This is a genomic window from Nocardia brasiliensis ATCC 700358 (assembly GCF_000250675.2).
Classification (GTDB): Bacteria; Actinomycetota; Actinomycetes; order Mycobacteriales; family Mycobacteriaceae; genus Nocardia; species Nocardia brasiliensis_B.
Window position 1 is genome coordinate 5,668,411 of the sequence record NC_018681.1, and the last position, 23,938, is coordinate 5,692,348.

Here is a 23,938-nt window from a genome sequence, read left to right on the forward strand (position 1 = left end):
CAGGCCAGTCCCCGCCGGCCCCTGTGACGGCCGGTCGGATAATCACCGCTCCGTGAACAGTCGGCGGTAGGTGGCACTCGCGCGCTGGCGTAGTTGTTCATCGTCGAGACCGCCGGCTTCGGCGCGTAGCTGTGCGTCGGCGACGTAGTCATCGACGTCAGCGAACAGCGCGTCCAGCAGGTCGAATACGGGTGGCCCGAATCGTGTCTTTTCGGACTTGAACGTGGTGAGGTATTCCGATTCGAACGTCGGCGCGTCGATTTCACCGGAAATGAAACGGCGGAGGATGTCCTCGTAGAGGGTTAAGCCCTGTGGCTCGGCGTTGTTCTGGTGGGTCATTTAACCGCCTCCGAGTGAGCCGCGTTGAAGAATGTTTTCTGCTTGTTCTGAGTTGACTTTCCAGCCGGTGACGAATCCGCCGGTCGGTGATTGAACCACTACCAGGCCGGTGTTCGGATTGTAGTTCAGGATCGCGGGGTCTCCTCGGTATGTGCCTTGGATATGTTTGGTGTCGGGGTTGTCGATGTGTTTCTGCAGCGCGTCTTTGTACTCTGCCTCACCGGCTTTGCCCCACGGCTTGTTCACGCCGAAATCGCCTGCGTGTTTGTACTTTTTCTGCAGCTGTCTGGGTTCGGCCTTGAACGGTACCGGGTCGGTGTATTTGATGGTTCCGCCGGGTCCGCGTGATCCTTGCCCGGGTGGTTGGCGTTGGAATCCCCACATGGCCAGGCCGGCGGCCATGGCTGTGGCGGCGGCGCTTCCTTTGGCGGGTGGGTCGGTGACTTGGTGGTAGCCGTTCTGGTCTTCGACGATGAGCGCGTAGGGCACCCATCCGGGTTTGGTGCTCGAGGCGGGGTCGTCCAGGCGTGGGTCGAGGAAGGTGTAGGCGATATACCAGTGGTGGTTGTCTCCTTCCGGTCCTGGGACGCGGGAGAGATACATCGTGTCGTTGGGGCTGCTGGGCAGGGTGATCCCGCCCTCGATCGTGGCGGGGAGTCCGCGCTCGCGCAGCGATGGATTGTCTGCGGTGACTTCGGGTTTCGGGAAGATGTGGACCGAGGTGGCGGTGTCCATGCCGCCTTCTACCCAGCTCGGGGTGACGAAGCGGCCGCTGGGGTCGAACTCGACGATGGTGCCGTCGTTGAGTTCATAGCTCGTGCCCGAACCGTCGCCGGTGTCGGGGGCTTGGGCCGGGGCAGGGCCATCGCGCACCTGCCGCAGCCGCAGGCCGCCGGAGACGAACCCGGCCAGGCCGAGCACAAGCAGCGCCGGGATTCGTGGGTCGCTTCCGCCGGTGCTCGAGGTCGCCGGTGGGGCGGATTCGGTCCGCGCCGGTGGCGGTGATGGAGTCGACGGCGGGGTGCTGGTGGCACCGAGCAGTTGTTGTTTGAGCTCGGCGAACTGCTGATCGGACAGAACTCCTTGCTCGTGGAGCCGGGCCGCGCGGTCGAGTTGAGACAGGAGGTCATTTCCCGCACCCGGCACGGGCAACGCCGGTGGCGCCGGCTCGGCCGGGTCCGCCGCGTGCGACTCGGCAGTGGCCGGAGGCGGGGGTTGCGGGTTCGGCGTGTGCTGTGGTTGGGGTGCAGAAGCCTCACCGGGGACCGGGACGATCGGGGTGCCGTTGCCTGGCGGGATCGGCGGCGGGGTGAGCGCGCCCGCTTTCCCGCCGGTCCCCGCGCTGGGGCCAGGTGGTTGTCCCGGTAGCGCCGGCGTGGTCAGCGCCGGGGGTGTGCTCGGCACCGCGGGCGGGGGTCCTGGCGGCGGTTTGGGCACCGGGATACAAGGCCACCCTGGATGCATCTGCTGCCACTGATCGCACGGGATATCCGGTTGCGCAGACGTTGTCGCGGCGCCGAACAGTGCGGCGGCAATTCCGAATGCGGCCGCTGCCCCCATCACCAGGCCGCGGGCCGTAGGTGGGGTCATCGGCGCTTCCTGACGTGGTCGGCCAGGGCGTCGAGGGCCCACCAGGTGAGCCGTCCAGCGATCGACATCCACAGGAAGAAGGCGAGATAGACCAGCACAGCGCCGTAGTCCTCGCCCCAGCCCGGGATCCGGTCGAGCGTGTCGAACGCGGCGACGAGCATGCCCAACCCGACGATGAGCGCGACCGGTGCCCATTGCGCCGATTCCGCGCGCCCACGACGGTGCGCGGGGCTGTCGGTGTCGAAAGACATGCAAGCTCTCCTTCGCCTTTTGGCAGGTGGATGGTCAGAGGCGGATGTGTTTTCCGCGGATCGGGAACCGAGTCCTCGGCTAGCGGATCCCGATGCGGGCGTGCTCACCGACGAGCGCGGCGAAACCACGCCCACGCTGATGCCGACTTTCCACACGATCGAAACTCGTTCTCCAGCGCAGGGTTTGGTGCCGAGCCCGGCGACGCCGATCAGGTTGGCTGCCCTCGACACCCGAGGACGCCGACAATCGTGTGAGCGCTAAAGGTGCCCCCGGCCGAGGATCGCGGCATCCTCGCGATCACGGTGGACCCGGCCCAATCCCAGCCTGCCGCGTCGACCGCCCCAGCTTCGTCAGCGACCGGACTCGCCGCAGACACCCTCACCACCGCCCGCAAGAAGTTGCCCGCCAGCAAACCATTAGCCGTCACGCAACGACGCAGCCCTACGACCTTTCTAGCCACACATTCCCCCTATTTATGCTGCCACATTGCCGTGATCCAGCCCGTCAAGTGGCATGTTCCCGCACACATCACACCTCATCGGCGAATTTCTAGCAACCCATCTTTGGGTGTTCGCGCTGCCTGTGATCAGTGATTCACCCGGCGTTCACCCGACTCGCCCAGGCAGCCAGCACTACACCGCTCGATCGTGGGTGATGTGTGAACTGCGCCATGCTCTCGTCGTGACCATCCGCCCGAACGCGACTCCGGCGTGACAGATCCTGAGGATGACCGCATGTGACGGCCTTCCATCACCAGGACACCGACCGGACACTCAGATGCCCTTCGGGAACGCGGCCCCGCCGGGGGAAGTCCAACACTGCACGGACGAGGACGAACGTGAAGCATTGCGTGAGATGGGCGTCGACCCCGATGATCTGCGGATGCAATTGCGGCGAGCCGCGGTCAGCTATTGGCTGCGTCGGCATGCCATCGCCGCCGACATCAGGCCCCAGCACCGACCTCGGCCCCGATGAGCCTGGCTATGCACGCCCGGTACTCGCCATGCCAGGCTCAGCGTGTGGATGAGCGCACAGTCGAGGTCGACGAGGCGGCGGTAGCGCGACAGATCACCAATGTAGTTGCGCGAAGCGACCTTCGCCGACATCTGCAAAACGCCCAGCTTTGGTGGGCAGTGGCTCGTCCCGGTCGACCAGCCGCTGCCCACCGGCCTCGGCTCGTTCGCCCATCGCTCGCCGAGCAGCCTCGTTGAAAGGCAGCGGCCACAGCGCCGACGGTCAGCCGAATTCGGAGTCCATCCACAGTGTGGGTTCGGGTGTGGTGGTCGGCGCTGGCGACGAGCCGCCGTGATCTGCTGTGCGCACGAGGAGGACGATCGCGACGATAGCCGTCAAACTTCGTGACCTCGACACCGACTCCGATGTCCTCGACGAACCCTTACTCACCCAGCCCGGCCGCTACCGCATGCGCCTGTATGCGACCGGGCGCGACGCCCATGTCGAGTTGCAAGAACCTGGAGACGACCTCGCCGAACGGTACTTGTTGCAATTCTGGCCCGAAAACCAGTCGCGTCCGCCGACGCCGATGCAACCAGTACCGTCCACCTGAGCGAGTTGGTCTATCAGCCGTGATACGCCTGCACGAAGTATCCGTCAGAATCATCATCGCTTTCGAACAAGATCCGGTTCTCACGGTGAAACGACGGTAGTAGCCTGCCGCCATCTCCGTTCTGCGTCTTGAGGATGAAGCAGGCGCTGAACCCGTTGGGGTTGAATATTCCGGTCGGAAGTGCCGTGATCGAGCACCAGTCGAAAGTCCTTCCCAGGTCCGGAAAGCTCGACGCGCCCTGCGCGGTGACCGCGAACGGGTACCCATCGCATTCCCAGTCAGCGTCCGGCCGGTTGTATCCGGCGCGACCGTTCGGGCATGCGGTGGCACGGTTCATTCGGTGCTTGGTGCTCTTGTAGGGGATCCGCTGCAACGCACGCATCGGAGCCGAGGTCCCGATCCCGACCGGGCTGCCGGGCAGCAGCGAATTCTGCGCGTTGAGAACATGGTCGTAGAGCTGAGGCGCCCACCGTTTGGTGGTGGTCAGGTCGAGCACCGGGCGATTGTTGCTCCCGCTTCCCGGCGCGAGCACGCACCCGGGCGCGGAACCGATGTAGGAGTAACTGTCGCAGCGGGTCCGAGCGAATCGGAACTCGTGCGTCAGTGGGTTGCTCAGGCCCAGGGGAACGATGGGGTCGGCGAAGATGACCTTGCCCATCAGTGTGTCCCATTCCCACTTGCCGCTGCCCCCTGCCAGACGCGTGGTGGTGGTGAAACTGAACTCCGGCTTCGGAGCGAGAGCTTTCGTCTGCCGGCCCGACGGTGTGACCGTCCCGGTACGGCTCGCGGTGCCCTCCACCGTGAGGTCCAGGCTCACCGTTGCCGCGCCCGCCGTACCGTTGGCGGCTTTCCGGTTGAACTTGATGCGTTCGGTGGTGTCTTGGCTACTCACCGAGGTTTTGGTCTCGCTGTAGGCGAATCCTTTCTCCCAGCCGACCTTGTAGGTCTTGCCCTCGTATCGCTGGTAGTAGGTCAGACGGTACCTGTCGGTGGCACATCCGTAGAAGCGTTTGCCGACCGCTAGGGCCAGGTCTGCGTTGACACACCAGTTGCCTGCTTGGCCTTGAGCCCCGGTGAAAAACGCCGCTTCGGCGGCGAGGTCACGCGCGGGATCGGGCGGCTCGATCGGCTCGTTGGGTGGGACTTGTCGAACCGGGAAGGGACGAAACTGCGGCGCCGCGCTTGCTGGTGCCGGACCGTTGGTCGTGGTCTCAGGCGCCGGCGATGTCCGTGCCGTAGAGGGCGAGGAGGTCGTGGCCGAGGTCGGCGCACTCGGAGCGGTGGTCACAGGCGATGACGAGGAGGGTGCCGGGGTAGTCGATGGTGACGGGGCAGGGCTGGGTGTGGGCGGTACTGCGGTGGGTGCCGGTGCTTCGTTCGGTGCGGACCGACTGTCGGTCGCGCTGGGATCAGGGCCGGGAGTGATGTTCTTCCCGAAACCCATGCACACGTACCTGCCGGCGGTATCCGGTGTCGAGCACTTGTCGCCACTGTCTGGGTGCCGTTCGATGTAGCGGCCGGCGAACTTGTTGTATGGGTCATCGGCACCGATGATCGGATCGGTGCCGTTGGGATCGTCGTCGGGTTCGGCGCCCACATTCCATTGCAGGACTCCGCCTTCGAATATCTGCTCGGCGCCGCCGGCGATGTTGTACTCGTCGCTGATCGGATAACCCATCGGGCCGTTCTCCCAGTTCTGGTTAGCCCACTGGTCACGGATAGCGCCCCATACGGGATGCGCGCCGGTGCTCGACTTCCAGTAGATCGACCCGCCTTCGAAGTGACTGCCGCGGCCTCCGTCCTTCCCGGCGAATTCACTTTCCACCGGATAACGCAAAGCTCCGTTCTCCCAACCGAATTGACCCCACTTGTTGCGGATGGCTCCTTGCACGAGTTTGGCCCATCCGCCCGCGACCTGGGGATGCCAGTAGATCGAGGCACTGTTGGCGAACATCTGATACCGGCCGCCCCGCGCGGCATCGGATTCGGGCATGGTGGGATTGCCCAGCGCCGAAGGCCCGCCCCGCGCCAGATACTCCTGCTCGATCCGCCCACCCGTCGCGGCACGGGCCGGGCACGTCTACACCGCGGTTCCCGATGCGCACCTACTCGAGATCAGCGCGTGAGTGGCACAGCAATCCGGCCGGGGAACCGCGGGTTCTCCGCTTCGTCGAGCATCGCGGCGGCAACGGTGTCCCGGCTCACCATGATGCGGAAGATGCTCTTGGGGGAGGCATCGAGCCCGACGGTGCGCCGTTCCGGGCTGATCGGTTTGTTCGTCAGGGGTCCGGCGTGGAAAACCGTTCCGCCGGCTTCGGTGACCAGGGCGTCCGACTCGACCTTGTCGGCGACCTCCGCTCCGAGTCCTTTGAGGACCAGCCGGTTGAGCGCGCTTGCCACCGCGGCCGAGGGGCCCGTGCCGTAAGCGCCCAGCCAGATGACGCGGGCGCCCGATGCCACCGCCGACCGGGCGCCCGCGGTCAGCACGCCCGGCTTCGTCCCCTTGGGCACACCCAGTCCGGACAGCACCAGCTCACTGCCGTCGAGCGCCGAGGCGATCTCGTCAGTGTGGAACACGTCCGCGACGATCTTGGTCAGCCCCGGGGCGTCCGGAACGGTGATCCGGTCCGGATTGCGGGCGATCGCCCTGACGATGTGGCCACGTTCGAGCGCCTGCCGGGTGAGGGAGAGCCCGGTCGGGCCGGACGCGGCGAGAACGGTGAGGTACATGAAATGTACTCCTGGGTGTCGAGCAGGCGCACTGTGAAGGTGCGCCTGCGTCCGGCGTGATCTGCCGAGCCGGATTTCAGTCGAGGATGTTCACCTGTGCCGATGCATCCGGGGTATCGACCGGATCGAGGTAGAAGCGGACCGCTGCGGCGCGGCCGTCCTCGACCCCGATGATGACTGTGCCGCGAATGGTCTCGACCACCCCGTCGGCCCGCGTGCCGATCATCTCCCACTCCGTCCACACCCGGTCACCGTCCACCACGGAGTCGACGACCCTGGCATCAAAACCGTTCGAATACCGGGCGAAGATCATCGTGTAATTCGCGCGAACCCGGTCGACACCGCGGAAGGAACGCTCGGGGTGCACCGGCACCACGCACTCGAAGTCATCGATGTAATTGAGCACCAGCTTTTCGACGTCACGATCGGACATCGCCGCGGCCATTCGAAAGGGAACGGCGCGCACTGCGTCGGTCGACGCACTCATTTCACGCCCGCCTTGTCTGCGGCACCCGCGGCGATCGCGTAAAGCTCGGGGTTGCCCGCGAGAGGGACTCTCCGCACGACACGAATGCGCCTCAACCGCCATTCACTATCGATCCGCTGCAGGTCGATGTGCCAGAAACCGTGCATGACGAGCCAGTCGACCTCGTCGGCGGGAACGTGGTGATAGGCCACCACGAAACTCCGGTAGGTAGCGTTGTCGCCGTCTAGTTCGACGATGACGTTGGAGGTCGAATGATGAGTACTCTGGAATCCTTCCAGCACCGCCCGGCTGGCGACCACGAAATCATCGGCACTCAAATCTTGCGACGGCTCGCCCAAGTGCTCGGAAACGTCCATCGTGACGGTGTCGGCGAGGATCGCACGCAGACCGTCCCATTCCCCGAGATCCTGTGTCCAAGCGAAACGGGCCACCGCCTCGGTGACGGCGACCCGGTCGGCGAGATAGTTGACATCAGTCATGAAATTCCTTCATCGAGAACACGATCGGTAGATCATCGGCGGCGGAGTGCGTGCCCACACAGCTTCGCGGGCACTGTCTCCGCCGCCTGGTGGTGACTCTTCCGGATTTCGGCCGCCATAGCGTGGGCCAGGATGTCCCCTCCTGGCGGATGCCGTTGATACTCTTCGGTCGTGTCGGACGTGCGCATGTTGGGAACGATGTTGCGGGAGCAACGTGAACGCACCCGACCAGAACAAGTAGGTGTGGTCGGTCACGGCCGCAGGCGCACTGGCGGCCTGCGCCGAGAAGAGCTCGCCGAACTGGCCGGCGTGTCGACGGACCACTTGAAACGCATGGAGCAGGGTCGTCGGCATCCCTCGCCGGCCGTGTTGAACGCCTTGGCTCGAGCACTCCGGATGAGCCGGGCCGACTACGAACACCTATGCGCGCTGGCCGGTTACGCGCCGGCGCAAGGGCGGGTGCCGCGGCAGCTCAGTAATGGCGCGCGCCGGCTCGTAGACCGGATAGAGAGCACGCCGGTGTGCGTGCTCGACGCCACTTGGACGGTCGTCGGCTGGAACCGGGCTTGGGAAACGCTGGCCTGCGGGGTGCCCTCGCTCCACCGACGCGAGGGCAACATCCCCTGGCGGGTGTTCGTTGGCCGCCAGGACAACAGGGTGACGCGGTCGCCAGAGGACGCCGCCCGCTTCCAGCGGCTGCTGGTGGCCGAACTGCAAGCGGCCTCGACCCGCTACCCTGCGGACGAAGACCTGGCGTCTTTGACCGCTGACCTCCAACGCGCCAGCCCCGTGTTCGCCGAGCTCTGGGCGAGCACGCCCACCCCTGGGCAACACGACAGCCGGATGCTGCTCCGGCACGACGATCTGAGGCAGATCGCACTGGACTGCGACACCATCCACATTCCCGACGGCGACCTGACGGCGGTGGTGTTCACGGCAGCCCCGGGCTCAGCCGACGCCACTTCATTGACCGAATTTCTGCTGGACGCTCGCAGCGCGCACTCCGGCCACCAGCAACTCGATGACCATTAGCTCGCCACATTACGCGGTGACACCTTCTATCAAGTCGACTGTCCAGGAGCCGGGTCTGCAAGTGATCCGCCACCCAATTCGATCAGATCCCGTGCGGCCCGCCAGCTTGACCAACACCAGCACTACCAACGTTTGCACGAGGTCAGCGCCGTACACCTCGGAACCCCGCACGAGGACGCCGCGGCCGCGCTGACCCATGGCTTCGACGGTGACCGCACGCTGCTCGAACACTCCCCCGTTCCCGTAGTCTGACCACCACTCGAATTATGGATTGGCCGCCACACTAGCGAAGGCACGCCTGCCTGCACCGCTACGAGACCGGCCCTAGCCATATCGGCGATTCGGCGGTAGTTGCACCGAGGTGAGGTGAAAGCGCAAACCTTATGCGGGAGAGAGCGTTTCATGTGACACTACCTACCGGGAAAGCGATCTCCAACCCCCTTCACCGCCACTCCGGCGCGGCAGGAGAGTCGGCCAATCGTGCGCGTTCCATCACGCTTTCGGAAGGGCGGACCACGGCGAACGGACGAAAGTCGCTGCGCTGGAGGAACTGTGGATTACGTACGCATAGCTCGCCGCGGACCGCGGTGTAGATGATCATCTTGCCATTCAGCAGAATTGTCGCCCATGGATATCAGACAATGAGGAACGTCGGCGTTTCACTGACCGGCGAATGGCGATAGGAGATCTCGATGGCACAGCTCGAATCCCCCTCCACCGCAATAGATTCCCCCACACGCAGCCGATCCGCGGCCACCAGCGTGTTCGTCAATGGCCATATTCCGCGGCGGCGTGGCCTGGTCCTGCTGCTCGGTGCGCTCGCCGGGTTCCTGCTCACCGTAGTGTGGTCGGCGCCGTTCGTGGACACCACGATCGGTGGCACGGTGGCCGACGGGTTACTCGGCCACGACGCCAAGGAAGCCGCGATCACCAGCATCGGCGCAGGTATCGTGTTCGCGTTCGTCTCCGGGCTGGCCGGCACGTTCACCGCGTGCAATATCGCCGTCTTCGGCGCGGTGGCGCCGCTGGCCGGCAGCGCGGGCAGCTGGTGGATGCGCGTGCAGGCGGTGCTGCGGCCGCTGCTGTGGCTGGCCGTCGGCATGGTCGTCGTGTCCGCCGCCTACGGTGTCGTGGTCGGCATTTTCGGGACCGGCATGCCGCAATTCGACACCGCGCCGAGCCGGCCCGGCGAGCTGTCGCCGCGGCTGATCCAGTCCATGGTGGTATTCGGCGTAATCGGGGTGATCATGACCTATCTCGGGCTCGCCGTCCTCGGCCTGGTGCGCGACCCGTTCGCCCGCATTGCCGCCCGCTTCCCGAACGCACCATTGGTCGTCTTCGGCGGCCTCATCGGCGCATTCCTGATAGGACGCCCGTTCCCATTGTTCCGCAAGCTATTTCGCGACGCCGCCGAAGAAGGCAACATCCTCTATGCCGCGAGCGCCTTCGTCCTGCAGTCCCTCGGCAACATCATCATCCTCGCTGTCCTGCTCGTCCTGACCGTCCTCGTCGGTGGACGCCTGCAACGCTGGTTCCAAGCCGACCCACGCCGCGTCAGCATCCTCAGTGCCACCGCCCTACTCACCGTCGGCGTCTTCACCTTCCTCTACTGGGACGTGCGCCTGCTCGCCATGCGCGACATCATCCCGTGGTATCCGGTGGCACCCTGGGTGTAATCCTTTCCGGCGCAGCCCGTCGCACGGATGCTTCCTCGCGCCGGGCCAGACCCGGATACCCGGCGCACACCGCGGGCAGCCCACTGATGCCGAACACCGTCGCGGTGGACGCCCTTCGACTCCGGCTGGACAAGTCCATGGCTTCGGTGGGCACCGAACGTTGTGCGGATCCATTTCGATGATGACGCCCTATGCGCGCTCGGCGGCCAATCGAAGATCTGAAAGCAGGCTTCGAGCGACCCGCCGAGGACGGTAGTCGCGGTTTGTACATCTGCCTCACGGACGGACGAGGATTCACACGAATGACCCGTTGTCTCGTCGTGATGGTGCCTGTTCGATGGGTTGAGGGTAGAGCTGCCTGATCATTTCGGGTCTCAGGCGGTTTCGGTGATCGGGCGGTCGCCCCAGCTCATCAGCCCGCGCAGCTTGGCACCGGTGACCTCGATCGGGTGCTCGGCGTTCTGCTTGCGCAGCCCCTCGAGCTCCTTGTTGCCACCCTCGACGTTGGCGACGAGGCGCTTGACGAAGGTGCCGTCCTGGATGTCCTCGAGGATGTCCTGCATCCGCTTCTTGGTGTCGGCGTCGATGACCCGCGGGCCCTCGCGTGCGCGAACTCCGCGATCTCCACGCCGAAGTGCGACTCGCCCTGGACACCATCATCGTGACCGGGTGCGCCGACCCCTCGACGGTGTCGGCGCACCCGCGGTACTGCTCGCCGTCCTGTGCGAGGCCGACCGGCGCGGACTCCGAATCGCCTCGATCTGCTCCGGGGCGTTCGTCCTGGCCGGGGCAGGACTCCTCGACGAGCGCACCACCACACACTGGATGCACGCCACCGCGCTCGCCACCCGATACCCTCGCGTCCGGGTCGCGCCCGATGTGCTCTACCACCAGGACGGCAACATCTGGACCTCCGCGGGGACCGCCGCCGGAATCGACTTGCGCCTGGAACTGATCCGCCGCGACCACGGCGCCGCGGTCGCGGCAGAAGTCGCGCGACGCATGGTCGTGCCGCCCCACCGCGCCGGAGGCCAAGCCCAATTCGTGCCGGCGGCGGGCACACCGGGACGCGCGGCCTTCGGAGCCTGAACTACTGCGATGGGCGCGCGAACACCTCGCTGAGGACCTCGCCGTGGCGGACCTGGCGCGCCACGCCGGACTGAGCCATCGCACCCTGATCCGCCGATTCAAAGCCACCACCTCGATGACCCTGCAGCAGTGGCTCTCGCGTGAACGGCTCACCCACGCACAGCAACTGCTCGAAACCACAGACCTACCCGTCTCGAACTACTCCGCCCGATGGCACAACGGTCACGAGCCGAACCCGGCTGCCACAGCTACGACCTCCACCATGGAACTGCAGCGATGGTGGTCGTGCTACTGCTGGAATGTGGGGACGTCAGTAGTTGTAGTGTCGATCCTTGACTTCTGCGACCTTGTGCCGGAAATCCTGGATCAGTCTACTCGTCGCGTCGCCCACGCCGACGCTGAATTCACTCGCAGTCAACTCTCGCATCGTGCCGGGTACGATGTGGACCGAATATTTTCTCATGCCGACAGTGGCAACTGTGATCCGTTCGTCGTCGGACTGGCCGATAGCCTCGACGGTATCGCGATCGGCGAAAAATCGCTTGTCCGTCAAGTCTTCGGCGTCGATGACCAAGTCTGTGTCTTCGATTACTTTGCGGTACTCGCGCTGCCATCCGGCCCACAGTGACTCCACGACACTGACCAGCGCTCGCTCCATTGCCCATTCGTCGGCGAAATCGTACGCTCCTTCCCCGAACGAAACGCTGATGTTCGTACGCTGACGTAACTCTGCTTCGATCGCCAATTCGGGTGAACGCACGTGTACTCGAATGTAATCCAACTGTGTGGCTAGATCCGACAAGATCCACTACCGTCCTATGTCCTGCCCATACCGCTTCTGCCGTACAGGTCTCTGTCGCTCATATCGGCCAGCCTCGGGCGAGCGGGGACAAGCTTGTCTTTATTCTTGTACACCCCATCTTCCAGGAGCCCCAGCTTTTTAGCGGCATCTGCCTCGACAGTCTGAATGTGGTGACGGAGATTATCGATCTCCTTCAGCATCGAGCGGATGATAGCTTCGGGCGAAGACCCACCCACAGTTGCTTCCGTACTCGTGCTTGAACTCGAACTTTCGCTAGCCGCGCCTATGGACGCGGCGGCCCCGATACCTACGATCGGCGCTGTAGCACCACCAGTAAGAACGGTGATAACCGCTGCACTTACCGTGCCGATTGCGGACAGTACCGCGTAGTAGAACTTCGCGTCGTTTTTGCTTGGCTCGCTATAATGCTGGAGCGTAACCATGGTGTTATGTGCTATCGTGACGATATCCTTTCGTGCAGCTTCCCACATTGCCTTGTGCGCCTCGAAGGCGCCTTTCATCGTCGACAGCGCTGTGAAGTCGTATCCCACTTTGGTTTTGAAACCGTCGATATAGTTAGCTTTGAATGCAATCGCAGCCTCGCCGGTCCATTCGCTCAGAAAGCCTCCAGCGGTCGACAGGCGGTCAAGGCTGTCGGACGTGGTATGCACTCCTCGGGTGAGTGCGGTCTCGAAGGCAGCCTCTCGAGTATTCAGCAATTCCATAGCGTCTTTTATACGCTGGATCAACGCATCGTATGCTGTAGGATTAGGCATCCTAAGGTACGGTTCGAGCGCGGGCTCGATATCTGAGTAAACTTGCTCGTAATAATAGTCATAACGGTCAGGGGGCGGTACTTCGCCTCCGGACCGGCAGTCCCTCTGGTATGATTCGTTTGCCGCCATTGCTCGGATTTTCTTTGCGGTTTCCATGAGTTTCTCGAAAGCATCACTCATCTTCACTACTTCTGTTCGTTGAGCTTGCGCCGATTCATCTCGTTGGCGGCTGCTCGATCCGTCTCCGCGAAATATCGTACGGCCTTGTTCAGTGCAACACTTGTATCATCCAAGTTGGTCTTGGTTTCCCTCAAGAATCCCACAATGGCGAAATGTAAATGCATATAGCCTCGATACACCGGCCCCAGGGATTCCCCACCGAAGTATGATGAGCGCTGCATTGCATGCTCCACCTCGCCCTCCACGCTGTCACAGTGGCGGATCGCTTTACCGCAATCTTGTGCAATTGCCGGAAAATATTCATTCGCGACTTTGTCGAGCTTGTACAGGTCGACGCCGAACGGTTCGCCTCGCTTAACCAATTTCCCCACCCTCAGTTCTTGTCCGAACCTCTTTTGATGAATCCCCGCTGACCCGATACCGCAGCGTGGCGCTACGGATCGAATTCTAATGATACTCCTGGGCGAAGTACTCCGGAAGACCTGATTTCGAACGATGGTTGCCATGCACGCGCGCCTATGCTTCAACGTTCGGCAGGACCGAGGTTGCGCGAGTGCGCTATCGTGAATCGAGCCGGAAAAGCTCTACTCAGCAAACATGTTGTGCACATAGAGCGGATGCACGTCCCGATCGAGTCGGGCTGTCGGCGACGACAGGGCGATCGTCCACTGGACGTGCTGGTGGATGGCCGATGTCCAGCCTGCGATGTTGAGGACGCCAAGCGCCTTTCAGCGGCCGCCCCGGGTCTCGGGGTGCATCGGTTGCGCAGACCGCCGGCCGGGGAACAGCCAGCGCTCATCCGCGGGAACCGGATCCCTCGCAGAGGTCGATTTGTGTGTTAGCGCGTGTGTCCCCCTCCGGACACAGTAAGTAACCCGACGTCACTCTCTCTACCTGCAGGAACGCAGCAAGAGAGGGTGACGCCCTTCTATGCATACAGGACATAACCCCAGGTGCAGCTCCGTGGGGGTTCATGTCCGGGTCAACTGAGAACACGCTGAGATTCCGACAAGTCGGTCTTTCGAGAACCCGAATCGTCATACCGCACACAGGTTTCCGGTTCGACGGATATCGTTGAGACTTCCTGAACTGGAGATATACAGGTCTCGCTACACCCGATCGGTACGTGATCTCGCGGCGGATACCAAACGCCCCGGCACTTCGGAGCATTCATCGGACACACCCCGATCACCCGAAACCGCGATGCCGAAACCAACAGAACCTGAGGTGGTTGTACCGGCACAACGACCGACACTCACCGCCGACGCCGCTCGCGCCCTGCTCCGTATCATCTTGAAGGCGGCCGACAAACGCAGCGGTAACCGCCCCAAGTCTGGACGGGCCCGGACCCGCTGCGGTGCGAGTCCTGCTTCCGCAGCGACGGATTTCCGCGGGCGGCCGACCCGGCCTGTGGTCTCTGATTCGGCGATCGAGCCCCGGCGCGGCGGTCCGCAATCGACGATTCGACTGGGGGTAGCGTGTGCTGATCTGCGCGAGGGCGACCAGGCACAGGTATCCGTCGTCACCCCTCGAATTCTCGTCGTCCGGTGCGCGGTGAATCGCCCCGGTGAGTCCGGAGACTTTGATGTACCCCGGTTTTCGCGGAGTTGGGCGACTGGACTCTAGGCCACGGGTTGGATGGACGGATGCATCCTCTCGTATTCGATCGGGGTACGCATGCCAAGGGCGGAATGTCGGCGTTGCCGGTTGTGGAAGATCTCGAGGTATTCGAAGATCGCGTTGGCCAGCTCGATCCGAGTCCTCCACCGCTTTCGGTCCAACAGCTCGGTTTGCATTCTGCCCCAGAAGGATTCGATGACGGCGTTGTCGTAGCAGTCACCGATCGACCCCATTGACGGCACCAGCCCGGACCGGCGGGCGCGTTCGGTGAAGGCCCACGAGGTGAATTGCACCCCGTGGTCGGAATGAATGATGGTGCCCGGCTGCGGTGACCGGTTGGCGATCGCCATCCCGAGAGCGTTGGTGACCAGTGTCGCGGTCTGGGTCGAGTCGATCGACCAGCCCACTACCCGGCGGGAGAAGACGTCGAGCACGACCGCGCAGAACACCTTCCCCTCACGAGTGTGGTGTTCGGTTATATCGGTGACCCACAAGCGATTCGGCTCGGTCTGGGCGAAGTTGCGGCCGATGAGGTCCCCGGCGGTCGGGGTCTGCTGTTTCGGGCGCGGACGCCGATTGCCGGGCAGGCCCTTGATCCCGGCACGGGCCATCAGCAGCTCGATCTGACCGTGGCCGACCGCGATACCGCGGCCCAGGGTGAGTTCGGCGTGCACTCGCATCGCCCCGTAGGCGCCGCGAGAGGCGGCGTGGATGGCGCGAATCTGCTCGAGCAGGAACGCATGCCGCAGCTCCCGTTGCGACGGTGAGCGGTTCTTCCATTCGTAGTACCGGGATTCGGCGACCCCGAGCAAACGGCAAGCCGGCTGCACCGGCAGCCCTTCGGCGGCCATGGTGGCTATGGCCGCGTATCGCCTTTTGGGTCGGGCTCCTCCCGCAGCAGCTCACGGGCGCGTTTGAGGATCGCGACTTCTTGCTCGAGCTCCCGGACTCGCCGCTTCGCCGCAGACAACTCGGCCTGCTCGGCACGGTTCATCCCCGGCGCTCGCCCGCTGTCGATCTCGTCCTGGCGGCGCCAGGTATAGATCGTCTGGCCGCTCACACCTAGATCGGCGGCAACCTGTGCGATCGGTCGACCGGCAGCGACCAGGTCGAGCACCTTGCGGCGGAACTCCTCGGGATAACGCCTGGCCACGAACACATCTCCTTCGACGATGTCGTGACCCAGAAGTCAACCAAACCGACTCCGGAAAATCCGGGGTACATCACTCCGGACATCCCGGGGCGGTTCACTTGTGCCGTAACTGATTTCGTAGACACCGTCGCCGAGGTACACGGAGTCTCGCCTGATCTCCTCGATCCATTTCTCGGGCCACTGCGTGGTCGCGTCCGACCATCGCACCCCGGCGAGATCGACTCCTGCCAGATCGTAGAGAAATCGGACGAGTGGCAGAGCAATTGATGCACAGGAGTGAGGATGGCGCCGCCCCCGATCAAGAGGTGGCGCCATATCTCATCAGTAGGGTTTCGGACTCTGCGGGTTTGCCTCTCGCTCAACCCGACCAGCGTGAAAGCGCGAAGGGCACTCTCACCGCCTCCGTGCCCAATGGCGACCGGTTCGACGTCACCGCCCACTGGTGGTCCTTGGGAAGTCTACGAAAAAGCCGCCGCGGCAACTGGATTCATAGAGATCCGCTGGACTGCGCCAACGGACTCGACCGCCGGTGTAAACGAACACGGTCTCGACCATTGAAACGCCCACCTCACCGCACGAGAGACTCCCCTTCTGTCGGCCGCGCCCACACCCTTTTATGACGCCTTGGCGTCGACCGCAGCTGCCCTGTTCGGTCAGCTCACTGGTTGGGAGCTGGGCAGATTCACCCAGCTGGGGGCGGCAGGGTCGAGTACGAGGTGTTGGGGGGCAAGTTGGCTGTCGAGCAGCATCGCGGTGGGGGGCAGTCCTTTCGGGAAGTTTCCGGCGAACACGTCCACACGCAGTCGGTGTCCCGGTTGCAGAGTGGTGTCGATGGGCGTCGTAGCGATGTCCATGACGGTCGGTTCGCCAGGCACGGTCGGTTGGCGGCGATCGAGGTCGATGTAGGGCATCGGCCTGCTGTAGTCACCATTCGGGGACCGGCTGCTGCGGGCATCGTCGATTTGCCGCAGCGAGCTCACTAGTTGTCCGGTCGAGAGCTGGCGGGACCAGCCGTCGGGGGAGACGTCGTTGACCGTCACCGTCCAGTAGCCGTCGCGTGTGTCGTGAATCGTGTTGAGATGCACCGCGATCGGTCCGGATATGACGGTCGGTTCGGTGACCGGTGCACCGGTGAACGTCAGTCCTTCGGACTCGCGGATTCGGGAATCCTGGCTGCAGGCCACGATCACACTGGTGACGCCCAGCGTGGTTTGGGCGGTGTCCCGTGAGCAGATCGAGGCCAGCCCGGGCGCCACCGTGTGCTGCGACTGCGTCGTGGGCGGGTCGGCGCTGAGGCTTCCGTCGCCGTGCGCGGTGGGGGCGGTGCCGCTGGGTGTGGCGTTCAGGTAGGCCCGTCGGTAGGTGACCCCGTCGGTGGGGAACGACGTCCTGGTCACCCATGGTCCGTCGACCTGCTTTACCGTGATCGGGCTGTAGCGGTCGATGCCGTTGTCTATGCCCTTGAGCCACTTGTCGAACCAGGCCCGCTGCAGCACGTCGACGCGTGGCGGCATCCCGGGTTCGCCGAAATCGATTACGCCGGAACCGGTATGTAAGCCGTCGCCGAAGATCGTCTTCTTGTGCGTCAGTGGCATCGGCAGGCGGTTGTAGGTGTCCAGCGCGCTGGAGCCGAACGCGTCGGCGTTCGCGCTGACGAAGAAGGTCGGCGCGGAGATCTTGGTGGGATCGATCAGCATCCCTTGCCGGAATGGAGAATTCGGGTCCAGGAACTCGCGGGTCGCGGGGGTGTACTGCCCGGTAGTGGTCGCGGTGAAGAGATTGGCGACCACGTCGAGTAAGACGGCCGGATCGGCCAATCGGTCCCGGAGCCAGGTCAGTTGTTGTGCCGGATCGAACCGCCCGCCGATGATCGACTCGATATCGGGAGCGAACTTCAATGCATTGACCACCGCCAGCCAGGCCGGTAAAAACACCGCACCGACTCCACCTCCTGTGGCACCGATATCATTGAAAGGGTCCGCGCTGGGCTCGAACCCGAATATCGCTTTGATGGCCGGATTGCCGGTGGTGGCGGCTTTGAAGGCCTCGATCCCGGTAAGGGAGGTCCCGTTCAGTCCGATCGAGCCGTTACTCCACGGCTGTTCGTTGACCCAGCCGACGATGTCGTTGGCGTCTTGCAGCTCTTGGGCTCCGTAGACCTGCCACTGGCCTTCGGAACTACCGGTACCACGGATATCCACCTGCACGACTGTGTAGCCACCTTTGGTGAGGTTCTCCTGATCTTGGGAGGCGACCTGCAACGCCCCGCTGTTCAACTGGCGAGTGAAATCGGTGATGCCCTCCAAGCCGCTACCGGGAAAATTCAGCGACGCCACCCACGGCAACAACACCTGCTCGACGCCGGGGAGCTGCAGCAAAGCGCCGAGCGCCGTGATGGCTTGGCGGTTGTAGCCCTGGATCTGCAGCACCACCGGCGTGGGTTCCGTCGTGCGTACCCCGCCCCTAACCGGATGGTAGATATCGGCTTTCAACACCTTGCCGTCCGACATCGTGATCGGAACAGACAGATCCGTGCTCATTCCGTCGTAAGGCTGCGGTCCGTCCTGCGCCGCTGTCCACTGCGCGGCAGCACCGCCTCCGGTGGGGTCGGTGAACACCGCCTCGGGTGCCGCGTCCGCGATCGGCGCCGCTATCCCTGACATAGCCGCAACGACAAGCAATGCCGACCATCGTGGAGCAGTCTTCATCGACTTCCTCCTTCCCTTTAAAGCACACGTGTGCGCTACAACACTCCAATATGAGAAAGTGAATCATCGCAGCGCACAGAAAACAACATTGGAGAATTCTCACATACCCCGATCGCGCAGGTCACGCGTAGGAGTGGCTATTTCCGTCAATAAATTGGCTACACGGGCATTTGTGGTATTCGAAAATGAAGTACTATACAAGAACGTGTTCGCTTACAGCTGAGGGTTCGAATGCGGTGCCGGATCATTCATGACCGTTCGGGGATCGCGAACATAGGTGATCACGCACTGGTCTCCAGCGCCTTCGGCACAGCTGATGTGCTTTCGCCGCCGTGTGACAATGCGAACGGTGGCCCGGTCGATAAGACAGCTCAAGCGCCAGAGACCCGGCTGGTGTGACCGGCCCAGTGTGGTTCGCGTAGTTGTTTGCGTAGTAATTTGCCGACCACGCTCTTGGGTAGTGGTTCGGTGGTGAACTCGACGCGGCTGGGCTTTTTGTAGGAGCCGAGTCGTTCTCGGCACAGTTCGATGAGTTCGTCGGCGGTGACTGCGGTCGGGTCGGTGACGGTGACCACGGCCATCGGGGTCTCGCCCCAGCGTTGGTCGGGTATGCCGAAGACGGCGGCTTCGAGCACGGCGGGGTGGTCGGCGAGGACGGTTTCCAGTTCGGCGGGCCAGATGTTGAAGCCGCCGGAGACGATCATGTCCTCGACGCGGTCCAGGACGTAGAGGAACCCGTTGCGGTCGAGTCGGCCGATGTCCTTGGTTCGTACCCAGCCGTCGACGAGTCGGGTTTTGGTCAGTTCCTCGTCGCGCCAGTAGCTGCGCATTTGGCCTTCCACTTTCGCGACGATTTCGCCTGGTTCACCGATCGGCACGACATTGCCGTCCTCGTCCCGGATTTGCACCTGGGCATACGGCGCTACTCGGCCCGCGGAGCGCATCGGTTCCGAACCCTCGATCTCGGCGAACCATTCCTCGGAGGCCATGAACGAGATGGGGACCGCTTCTGTCTGCCCGAAGCCTTGGCAAAGGGTGTCGCCGAATACTTTTCGGCCGAGCAGGGCGGTGGCGTCGGTGATGGGCGCGCCGCCGACAACGATGGTCCGCAGGTGCGGCCAGCCCTGCTCGGCCGCGGCGGGGTGACGTGCCAGCACGGCCAGCAGGCTGGGTGAGGCGAAGATGTGGCTGACTCGGTGCTCGGTCATCATCGCGAGCACCTTGCCCGGTTCGAACACCCCGAACATGAGGTTGGTCGCACCGGCCAGCCAGCCGGGTAGAAACAGGTATCCGGAGGCGTGCGAGATGGGTCCGGCGTGGCCGATGACGCTCGCGCGGTGCATCCGCTCGGCGCCGTAGGCCCAGTTGCGGCAGTTCAGCACCCAGTCGTGGTGGGTGTAGGCCACTCCTTTCGGCTTGCCGGTGGTGCCGCCGGAGAACCGGATGATGTACCAACTGTCCGGATCGATCGGCACATACGGGTCGGTGTCATCTTGTTCGGTCAGCCACTGTTCATAGGTGTTGTCGCGCACGATGATCCGCTCCAGGCAGTCGAGCTGCGCGGGCAAGCCTTGCACCGAGTCGGTGAAGACCTCGTCGGTCAGCAAGACCTTGGCCTCGGTGCTGGCGATCATGTGCGCGTGCGCCTCGGGCGAATTGCGCGGATACAGCGGCACTCGCACCGCGCCGGCGATCGCGCAACCGAGCACGGTGTCCACACAGCCCAGGTTGTTGTCCTCCAACCCGGCGACCCGGTCCCCTGGCCGAACACCCAGCGCGCGCAAGGCATTGGCCAGTCGTACCGCGCGTGTCCAGGCCTGCGCGAATGTCAGCGCGCCCTGTTCGGTGATGATCGCGGTGCGGTCGGCGTTGAGCTCGGCGGCCTGGCGCATGAGCGTGGTCACATCCATCGGTGTCCGGGTCCTTTCTTCGACTGGAACGTCTTCGAGCATCGCGCATACATGACATACGTCACCATGGGGCGGGTTCCGGAGTTTTAGACCGTCTACCTGTAGAGAATTACAAACGGCTCGTCTTAAACTGACTGGATGTCAGGTGCCAGAGCAACGACAGCGAAGCGTCGCCTGGTCGCCGAGCTCGCTGCGCGGGGGCCGCAACTGATCGACCGCATCGTCGACACGGCGCGCGCCGAGATCCCGGCTTATGCACGACTCGGCCCGGCTATGGTGCGACCGCTGACGGGCCAGATGATCGAGTTCATGCTGGTAGATATGGTCGAGGAGCGCGCCCCGTCCAGCGACCAGTTGCGCGCCTTCTACGAATACGGGGTCACCCGGGCCGGTCAGGGCATCGAACTCGCCGAGATGCTCGGAGGCTGGCGGATGGCAGTGCGGGTGGTCCTTGACGAGGTAGCCGAGATCGGACGGTCCCACCAGGTCTCCGGAAACGTGCAACTCGCACTCACCAGACAGCTGCTCGACATCGTCGACGTGGCAATACTCGAGCTCACCAGCGGTCACCGCGAGGTCGAACTCGCCAACGCGGGCCGCGATCACCAAGCCCGCGCCGACTTCGCCCGCGCCGCGCTCACCGGCACCCTGGCCCGCGCCGAAATCGGCTTGCGCGCCCAGCAATACAGCCTCGACCTCGAACGCGCGGTCATCCCGTTCCGTGCCCGCCCTACCGCCGAACACAGGCTGGCCGACCTGCCGCAACTGTTCAACTGCGGCGGGCGGATCGGGTTCGTGACGAGCATCGACGGTGACCTGGCCGGGTTCGCCGATCAACTTCCAGAGGTCCTGCCTGTGCCCACCGGATACGGTCCGGCCACGCCGATCGACCAACTCCCGACGGGGTTCGTCCAGGCCACGCGCGCGCTCAACACCGCCGCCGCGTTCGCCTTGCCCGGCGCCCACAGCGTGCCCGAGCTCGGTCTGCTGCCCGCGGTCCTGGCCGACACCGAGGTCGGTGACCACCTCGTGCGTCGCTATCTGGATCCGCTGGGTGGCACCGACAGCCCTGAGCTGTACCGCCACACCCTGCACACCTATCTCGAGACCGGCCTGCACATCGAGACCACAGCACGAGAGCTGATGGTCCACCCCAACACCGTCCGCTACCGCCTCGACCGCTACCAAATCCTCACCGGTTTCGATCTGCGTAAACCCGGCACCGCCCTGGAGCTGTGGTGGGCGCTACGCCGCCACCACCTCCGAACCGCCAGTTTGTAATTTCATACAACCCGGCGGGTTCGGTGGTGTCGACCTCGGGTCAGTGCGGGAGCAGTCCGCGTAGCCAGGACCAGACGGTGCTTTCCGGCGTTTGCTGGCAGTGTTGGCGGCACGGGCCGCCGAGGCTGTTGGCGGGGACCAGGGGCAGGTCGGCGTAGGAGCCGTCGGGCCCGCCGTACTGGATGTCGTAGATGCCGCCCTGTAATTCGTTGTATTGCTTGAGGTTGGGCACTCTCGAGGGGAAGTCGGCGGTGCCGACGGTGAGGCGGACGCGATGACCGGCCGGGATGGGTGCCAGGGTCGGGAAGACCTCGATGACGTATTCGGTGAGTTCGCGTGGGGTGACGGGGGTGTCGCTGGCGGCGGTCATGTCGCGGTAAGGCAGCACGACCGCGCCGTTGGGGGCTTTCCAGGTCCGTTCTGGGTTCATCGCTCGCTGGCGGCCGGCGAGTGCGCCTTGGGTCAAGGGTTTGGAGGCGCCGTCGGGTGCGACGTCTTCGACGTTGACGATGAAGGTGGTGTCGATGGTGGTGGCTCGGGCTTTGATGGTCGCGGTCATCGGCCCGGCCAGCAGATGGTCCTCGCTCATGGGGTCGGTGGTGTAGGTGACGACGTTGTCACCGGATTGGATGACGCGGTCATCGCTCAAGCACCGGTCCATGGCTTCGGTGAACCCGGCACCGCCGAGTTTGTCTCCGAGGATCGGCAGCGCGCCGAGGGTCCATTGATGGAAGTTGCGTCCGCAGCCGAAGTTCAACGGGTTGTACCGGATTCGGTCGCTGCCGACTTTGTCGGGGGCCGTGGTGCTCAGGCTGCCGTTGTTGGTGCTGGGTGCCTGCGAGCTGCTGTGGTCGCCGGTGAGGTAATAGCGGGTGGGCTCGGCTCCGGCGAAGGGGTAGCTGGAGTTCTCGATCCACTGGTCGGTGCCGTAGATGTTGGCGTGTACTGGGGTGGAGGTGTCGTCGATGCCATTGTGTTCGTCTTTGAGCCAGCGATCGAACCAGGCCAGGGTGATGCGGCGGATGTCGAGGCTTTCCACGGAGTTGGCGTGATAGCCAGAGCCTTCGATGAGCTGGTAGCGGCCGGTCACCGGCTGATCGGCGCTCATGGGGGCGTCGATGGGTTTGCCCGCCCAGGCATTCTGCAGGCCGCTGTAGAGCCGCGGGGTGCCGCGCTGGAAGGGGTCGTTCCAGCCGCCGATCAGCAGCGCCGGAATCTCGTTGTCCACGATCTGGCCCAGGTGCTCACCGGGTTTCATGGTGTCCCACCAGTCGCCGTCGTAATTGAGCGGTCCGGCTTCGCCGTTGATGAATTGCTCGAACTTGTCGGGGATGTAGCCCAGTGCCTGCTGGAGGTGTTCGCGGACCTGTCTGATCACTGTCGGTACGTCGACGCTGTGGCCGGTGTTGAGCTGGTTCCATGCCGCGTCCAGAATCGGGTTCACCACCGCCATGCCTGGTACCGCGATGAAGAATCCCAGCACGTCCAGCATGCGGGGCACTCCGCCGGAGAGGGCCACGTCTCGCATCATGTCGCTGGAGGGGACCATCGGCGCGATCGCTTTCAGCGGGGAGTCCCGCCCGGCTTCGGCGGCGGTGAAGATCTGGTTTATCCCCAGATAGGAGGGCCCGTAGGTGCCGACGACGCCGGTGGAATTCGGTAGCCGCGCTGCCCAATTGACCAAATCGACACCGTCGAGGGCTTGGACGGGTTCCCAGAACTTCAATGCGCCCTCGGAGCCGCCGGTGCCGCGGACATCGGCCACGACTTCGATGTAGCCTCGTTGCACGAAATAGTCTTGCCGCAACCCGAATACGTTCGTTGCCAGCCCGTCGAGCCAGTGGGTCGGGATCCATTTCCCGTACGGGGACTGATTCAGCAACACCGGAAACGGTCCTGGCGCAGCGATATTCGTGCCCGGCAGCGTCGGGTAGTAGATGTTGGCCTTGAGCACGGTGCCATCGCGCATCGTGACCGCGACATCGAGTTGCTGACCCACCCCGAAGACCGCCGGTTTGTCCGGAAACCCCGCCTCCGCCGGTTGACCGAGATCAGGTTGTGCGGACACACCCGAGACCGTCACGCACCCCGCGAACAGCGTGACGATAACCAGCGCAGCCGCCCACCGCACCCGGCGCAGCCCCCGACGCCGGAGTCGAGCCGCCTCACTGCGGCCCAGAACCCTGGAGAACATCGACTACTCCTTGCAAGAGCCGCTAGTCAGCCCGAATGGCCTCTTTGGGATAGCGACCGTTATCCGAACGGTA

19 protein-coding genes and 3 pseudogenes are annotated in these 23,938 nt (G+C 63.9%); 7 read left to right on the plus strand and 15 right to left on the minus strand.

The annotated features are described in order from the left end of the window. Window positions 1-42: 42 nt before the first annotated feature. From O3I_RS24900 to O3I_RS44545, 3 genes are all read right to left on the minus strand, one after another. A complete protein-coding gene (locus O3I_RS24900) occupies window positions 43-339 on the minus strand; it encodes a colicin immunity domain-containing protein (RefSeq protein ID WP_014985757.1) in 297 nt (98 codons plus the stop codon). Further along, complete coding sequence (locus O3I_RS44060; RefSeq protein WP_014985758.1) at window positions 340-1,485, minus strand: colicin D domain-containing protein; 1,146 nt, start codon at window positions 1,483-1,485, stop codon at window positions 340-342. It abuts the gene before it with no gap. 440 nt (window positions 1,486-1,925) lie between these two features. Continuing rightward, window positions 1,926-2,180, minus strand: a complete 255-nt coding sequence (locus O3I_RS44545; RefSeq protein ID WP_014985759.1) for a hypothetical protein — start codon at window positions 2,178-2,180, stop codon at window positions 1,926-1,928. Window positions 2,181-3,496: 1,316 nt separating this feature from the next. On the opposite strand from O3I_RS44545, the gene O3I_RS24920 reads away from it, so the two are divergent. After that, window positions 3,497-3,748, plus strand: coding sequence for a hypothetical protein (locus O3I_RS24920; protein WP_014985760.1), 252 nt, complete (start codon window positions 3,497-3,499; stop codon window positions 3,746-3,748). Between the two features lie 13 nt (window positions 3,749-3,761). On the opposite strand, the gene O3I_RS42935 is transcribed toward O3I_RS24920, so the two are convergent. Continuing rightward, a complete protein-coding gene (locus O3I_RS42935) occupies window positions 3,762-5,741 on the minus strand; it encodes an LGFP repeat-containing protein (protein WP_014985761.1) in 1,980 nt (659 codons plus the stop codon). On the opposite strand from O3I_RS42935, the gene O3I_RS46840 reads away from it, so the two are divergent. Beyond that, a complete protein-coding gene (locus O3I_RS46840; RefSeq protein ID WP_272944272.1) occupies window positions 5,740-5,874 on the plus strand; it encodes a hypothetical protein in 135 nt (44 codons plus the stop codon). The two genes, O3I_RS42935 and O3I_RS46840, sit on opposite strands and share 2 nt — an antisense overlap. On the opposite strand, the gene O3I_RS24930 is transcribed toward O3I_RS46840, so the two are convergent. From O3I_RS24930 to O3I_RS46115, 3 genes are all read right to left on the minus strand, one after another. Further along, window positions 5,864-6,478, minus strand: coding sequence for an NAD(P)-dependent oxidoreductase (locus O3I_RS24930; protein WP_014985762.1), 615 nt, complete (start codon window positions 6,476-6,478; stop codon window positions 5,864-5,866). The two genes, O3I_RS46840 and O3I_RS24930, sit on opposite strands and share 11 nt — an antisense overlap. Window positions 6,479-6,554: 76 nt before the next feature. Then, the gene (locus O3I_RS46110) at window positions 6,555-6,965 is read right to left on the minus strand and encodes a nuclear transport factor 2 family protein (protein ID WP_063632275.1); all 411 of its coding nucleotides are present in this window, start codon (window positions 6,963-6,965) and stop codon (window positions 6,555-6,557) included. Beyond that, window positions 6,962-7,444 (minus strand): nuclear transport factor 2 family protein, encoded by a 483-nt coding sequence (locus O3I_RS46115; protein WP_014985764.1) that lies wholly within the window; start codon window positions 7,442-7,444, stop codon window positions 6,962-6,964. Before O3I_RS46115 ends, O3I_RS46110 begins: the two co-directional genes overlap by 4 nt. A 171-nt stretch (window positions 7,445-7,615) precedes the next feature. Here O3I_RS46115 and O3I_RS42945 point away from each other — a divergent pair, with 171 nt between their 5' ends. Then, on the plus strand, window positions 7,616-8,476 hold the full coding sequence (locus O3I_RS42945) for a helix-turn-helix domain-containing protein (RefSeq protein WP_141692093.1): 861 nt from the start codon (window positions 7,616-7,618) through the stop codon (window positions 8,474-8,476). Window positions 8,477-9,168: 692 nt separating this feature from the next. After that, window positions 9,169-10,152, plus strand: coding sequence for a hypothetical protein (locus O3I_RS24955; protein ID WP_014985767.1), 984 nt, complete (start codon window positions 9,169-9,171; stop codon window positions 10,150-10,152). Window positions 10,153-10,526: 374 nt separating this feature from the next. Here the strand turns inward: O3I_RS24955 and O3I_RS44550 are convergent. Further along, window positions 10,527-10,751 (minus strand): annotated as a pseudogene (locus O3I_RS44550) (ketol-acid reductoisomerase); the annotation flags it as partial. A gap of 70 nt (window positions 10,752-10,821) precedes the next feature. Between O3I_RS44550 and O3I_RS46120 the strand changes: the two are divergent. Next, window positions 10,822-11,241 (plus strand): DJ-1/PfpI family protein, encoded by a 420-nt coding sequence (locus tag O3I_RS46120; RefSeq protein ID WP_014985769.1) that lies wholly within the window; start codon window positions 10,822-10,824, stop codon window positions 11,239-11,241. A 4-nt stretch (window positions 11,242-11,245) separates the two neighbouring features. Further along, window positions 11,246-11,440: pseudogene (locus tag O3I_RS47075) on the plus strand (AraC family transcriptional regulator); the annotation flags it as partial. A gap of 111 nt (window positions 11,441-11,551) precedes the next feature. Here the strand turns inward: O3I_RS47075 and O3I_RS46435 are convergent. The 6 genes and pseudogenes from O3I_RS46435 to O3I_RS25000 all read right to left on the minus strand — a co-directional run bounded on the left by O3I_RS46435 (window position 11,552) and on the right by O3I_RS25000 (window position 20,390). Beyond that, window positions 11,552-12,001, minus strand: a complete 450-nt coding sequence (locus tag O3I_RS46435) for a hypothetical protein (protein WP_014985770.1) — start codon at window positions 11,999-12,001, stop codon at window positions 11,552-11,554. A 56-nt stretch (window positions 12,002-12,057) separates the two neighbouring features. Then, window positions 12,058-12,999 (minus strand): hypothetical protein, encoded by a 942-nt coding sequence (locus O3I_RS24975; RefSeq protein ID WP_141692094.1) that lies wholly within the window; start codon window positions 12,997-12,999, stop codon window positions 12,058-12,060. 5 nt (window positions 13,000-13,004) lie between these two features. Continuing rightward, window positions 13,005-13,370, minus strand: a complete 366-nt coding sequence (locus O3I_RS45010; protein ID WP_141692095.1) for a hypothetical protein — start codon at window positions 13,368-13,370, stop codon at window positions 13,005-13,007. Between the two features lie 1,251 nt (window positions 13,371-14,621). Next, a pseudogene (locus tag O3I_RS24985) lies at window positions 14,622-15,772 on the minus strand (IS3 family transposase). 653 nt (window positions 15,773-16,425) lie between these two features. Continuing rightward, entirely contained in the window at window positions 16,426-18,435 is a 2,010-nt protein-coding gene (locus O3I_RS24995) for a CocE/NonD family hydrolase (RefSeq protein WP_014985775.1), read from the minus strand. 416 nt (window positions 18,436-18,851) lie between these two features. Beyond that, window positions 18,852-20,390, minus strand: coding sequence for a class I adenylate-forming enzyme family protein (locus tag O3I_RS25000; protein ID WP_014985776.1), 1,539 nt, complete (start codon window positions 20,388-20,390; stop codon window positions 18,852-18,854). 138 nt (window positions 20,391-20,528) lie between these two features. Between O3I_RS25000 and O3I_RS25005 the strand changes: the two genes are divergently transcribed. Further along, window positions 20,529-21,671 (plus strand): PucR family transcriptional regulator, encoded by a 1,143-nt coding sequence (locus O3I_RS25005; protein ID WP_014985777.1) that lies wholly within the window; start codon window positions 20,529-20,531, stop codon window positions 21,669-21,671. A 40-nt stretch (window positions 21,672-21,711) separates the two neighbouring features. Here the strand turns inward: O3I_RS25005 and O3I_RS25010 are convergent, their stop codons facing one another. Then, window positions 21,712-23,865: a CocE/NonD family hydrolase gene (locus tag O3I_RS25010; RefSeq protein ID WP_014985778.1), complete on the minus strand. Its 2,154-nt coding sequence runs from the start codon at window positions 23,863-23,865 to the stop codon at window positions 21,712-21,714. Between the last annotated feature and the right edge of the window lie 73 nt (window positions 23,866-23,938).

Coding starts and splice junctions, on each gene's coding strand:
- O3I_RS25005 (WP_014985777.1), top strand. CDS start 20,529: ATGTCAGGTGCCAGAGCAACGACAGCGAAGCGTCGCCTGGTCGCCGAG.
- O3I_RS42935 (WP_014985761.1), bottom strand. CDS start 5,741: ATGCCCGAATCCGATGCCGCGCGGGGCGGCCGGTATCAGATGTTCGCC.
- O3I_RS24900 (WP_014985757.1), bottom strand. CDS start 339: ATGACCCACCAGAACAACGCCGAGCCACAGGGCTTAACCCTCTACGAG.
- O3I_RS46110 (WP_063632275.1), bottom strand. CDS start 6,965: ATGAGTGCGTCGACCGACGCAGTGCGCGCCGTTCCCTTTCGAATGGCC.
- O3I_RS24975 (WP_141692094.1), bottom strand. CDS start 12,999: ATGAGTGATGCTTTCGAGAAACTCATGGAAACCGCAAAGAAAATCCGA.
- O3I_RS46115 (WP_014985764.1), bottom strand. CDS start 7,444: ATGACTGATGTCAACTATCTCGCCGACCGGGTCGCCGTCACCGAGGCG.
- O3I_RS24930 (WP_014985762.1), bottom strand. CDS start 6,478: ATGTACCTCACCGTTCTCGCCGCGTCCGGCCCGACCGGGCTCTCCCTC.
- O3I_RS24955 (WP_014985767.1), top strand. CDS start 9,169: ATGGCACAGCTCGAATCCCCCTCCACCGCAATAGATTCCCCCACACGC.
- O3I_RS46840 (WP_272944272.1), top strand. CDS start 5,740: ATGGTGGGATTGCCCAGCGCCGAAGGCCCGCCCCGCGCCAGATACTCC.
- O3I_RS25000 (WP_014985776.1), bottom strand. CDS start 20,390: ATGGATGTGACCACGCTCATGCGCCAGGCCGCCGAGCTCAACGCCGAC.
- O3I_RS25010 (WP_014985778.1), bottom strand. CDS start 23,865: ATGTTCTCCAGGGTTCTGGGCCGCAGTGAGGCGGCTCGACTCCGGCGT.
- O3I_RS44545 (WP_014985759.1), bottom strand. CDS start 2,180: ATGTCTTTCGACACCGACAGCCCCGCGCACCGTCGTGGGCGCGCGGAA.
- O3I_RS24995 (WP_014985775.1), bottom strand. CDS start 18,435: ATGTCAGGGATAGCGGCGCCGATCGCGGACGCGGCACCCGAGGCGGTG.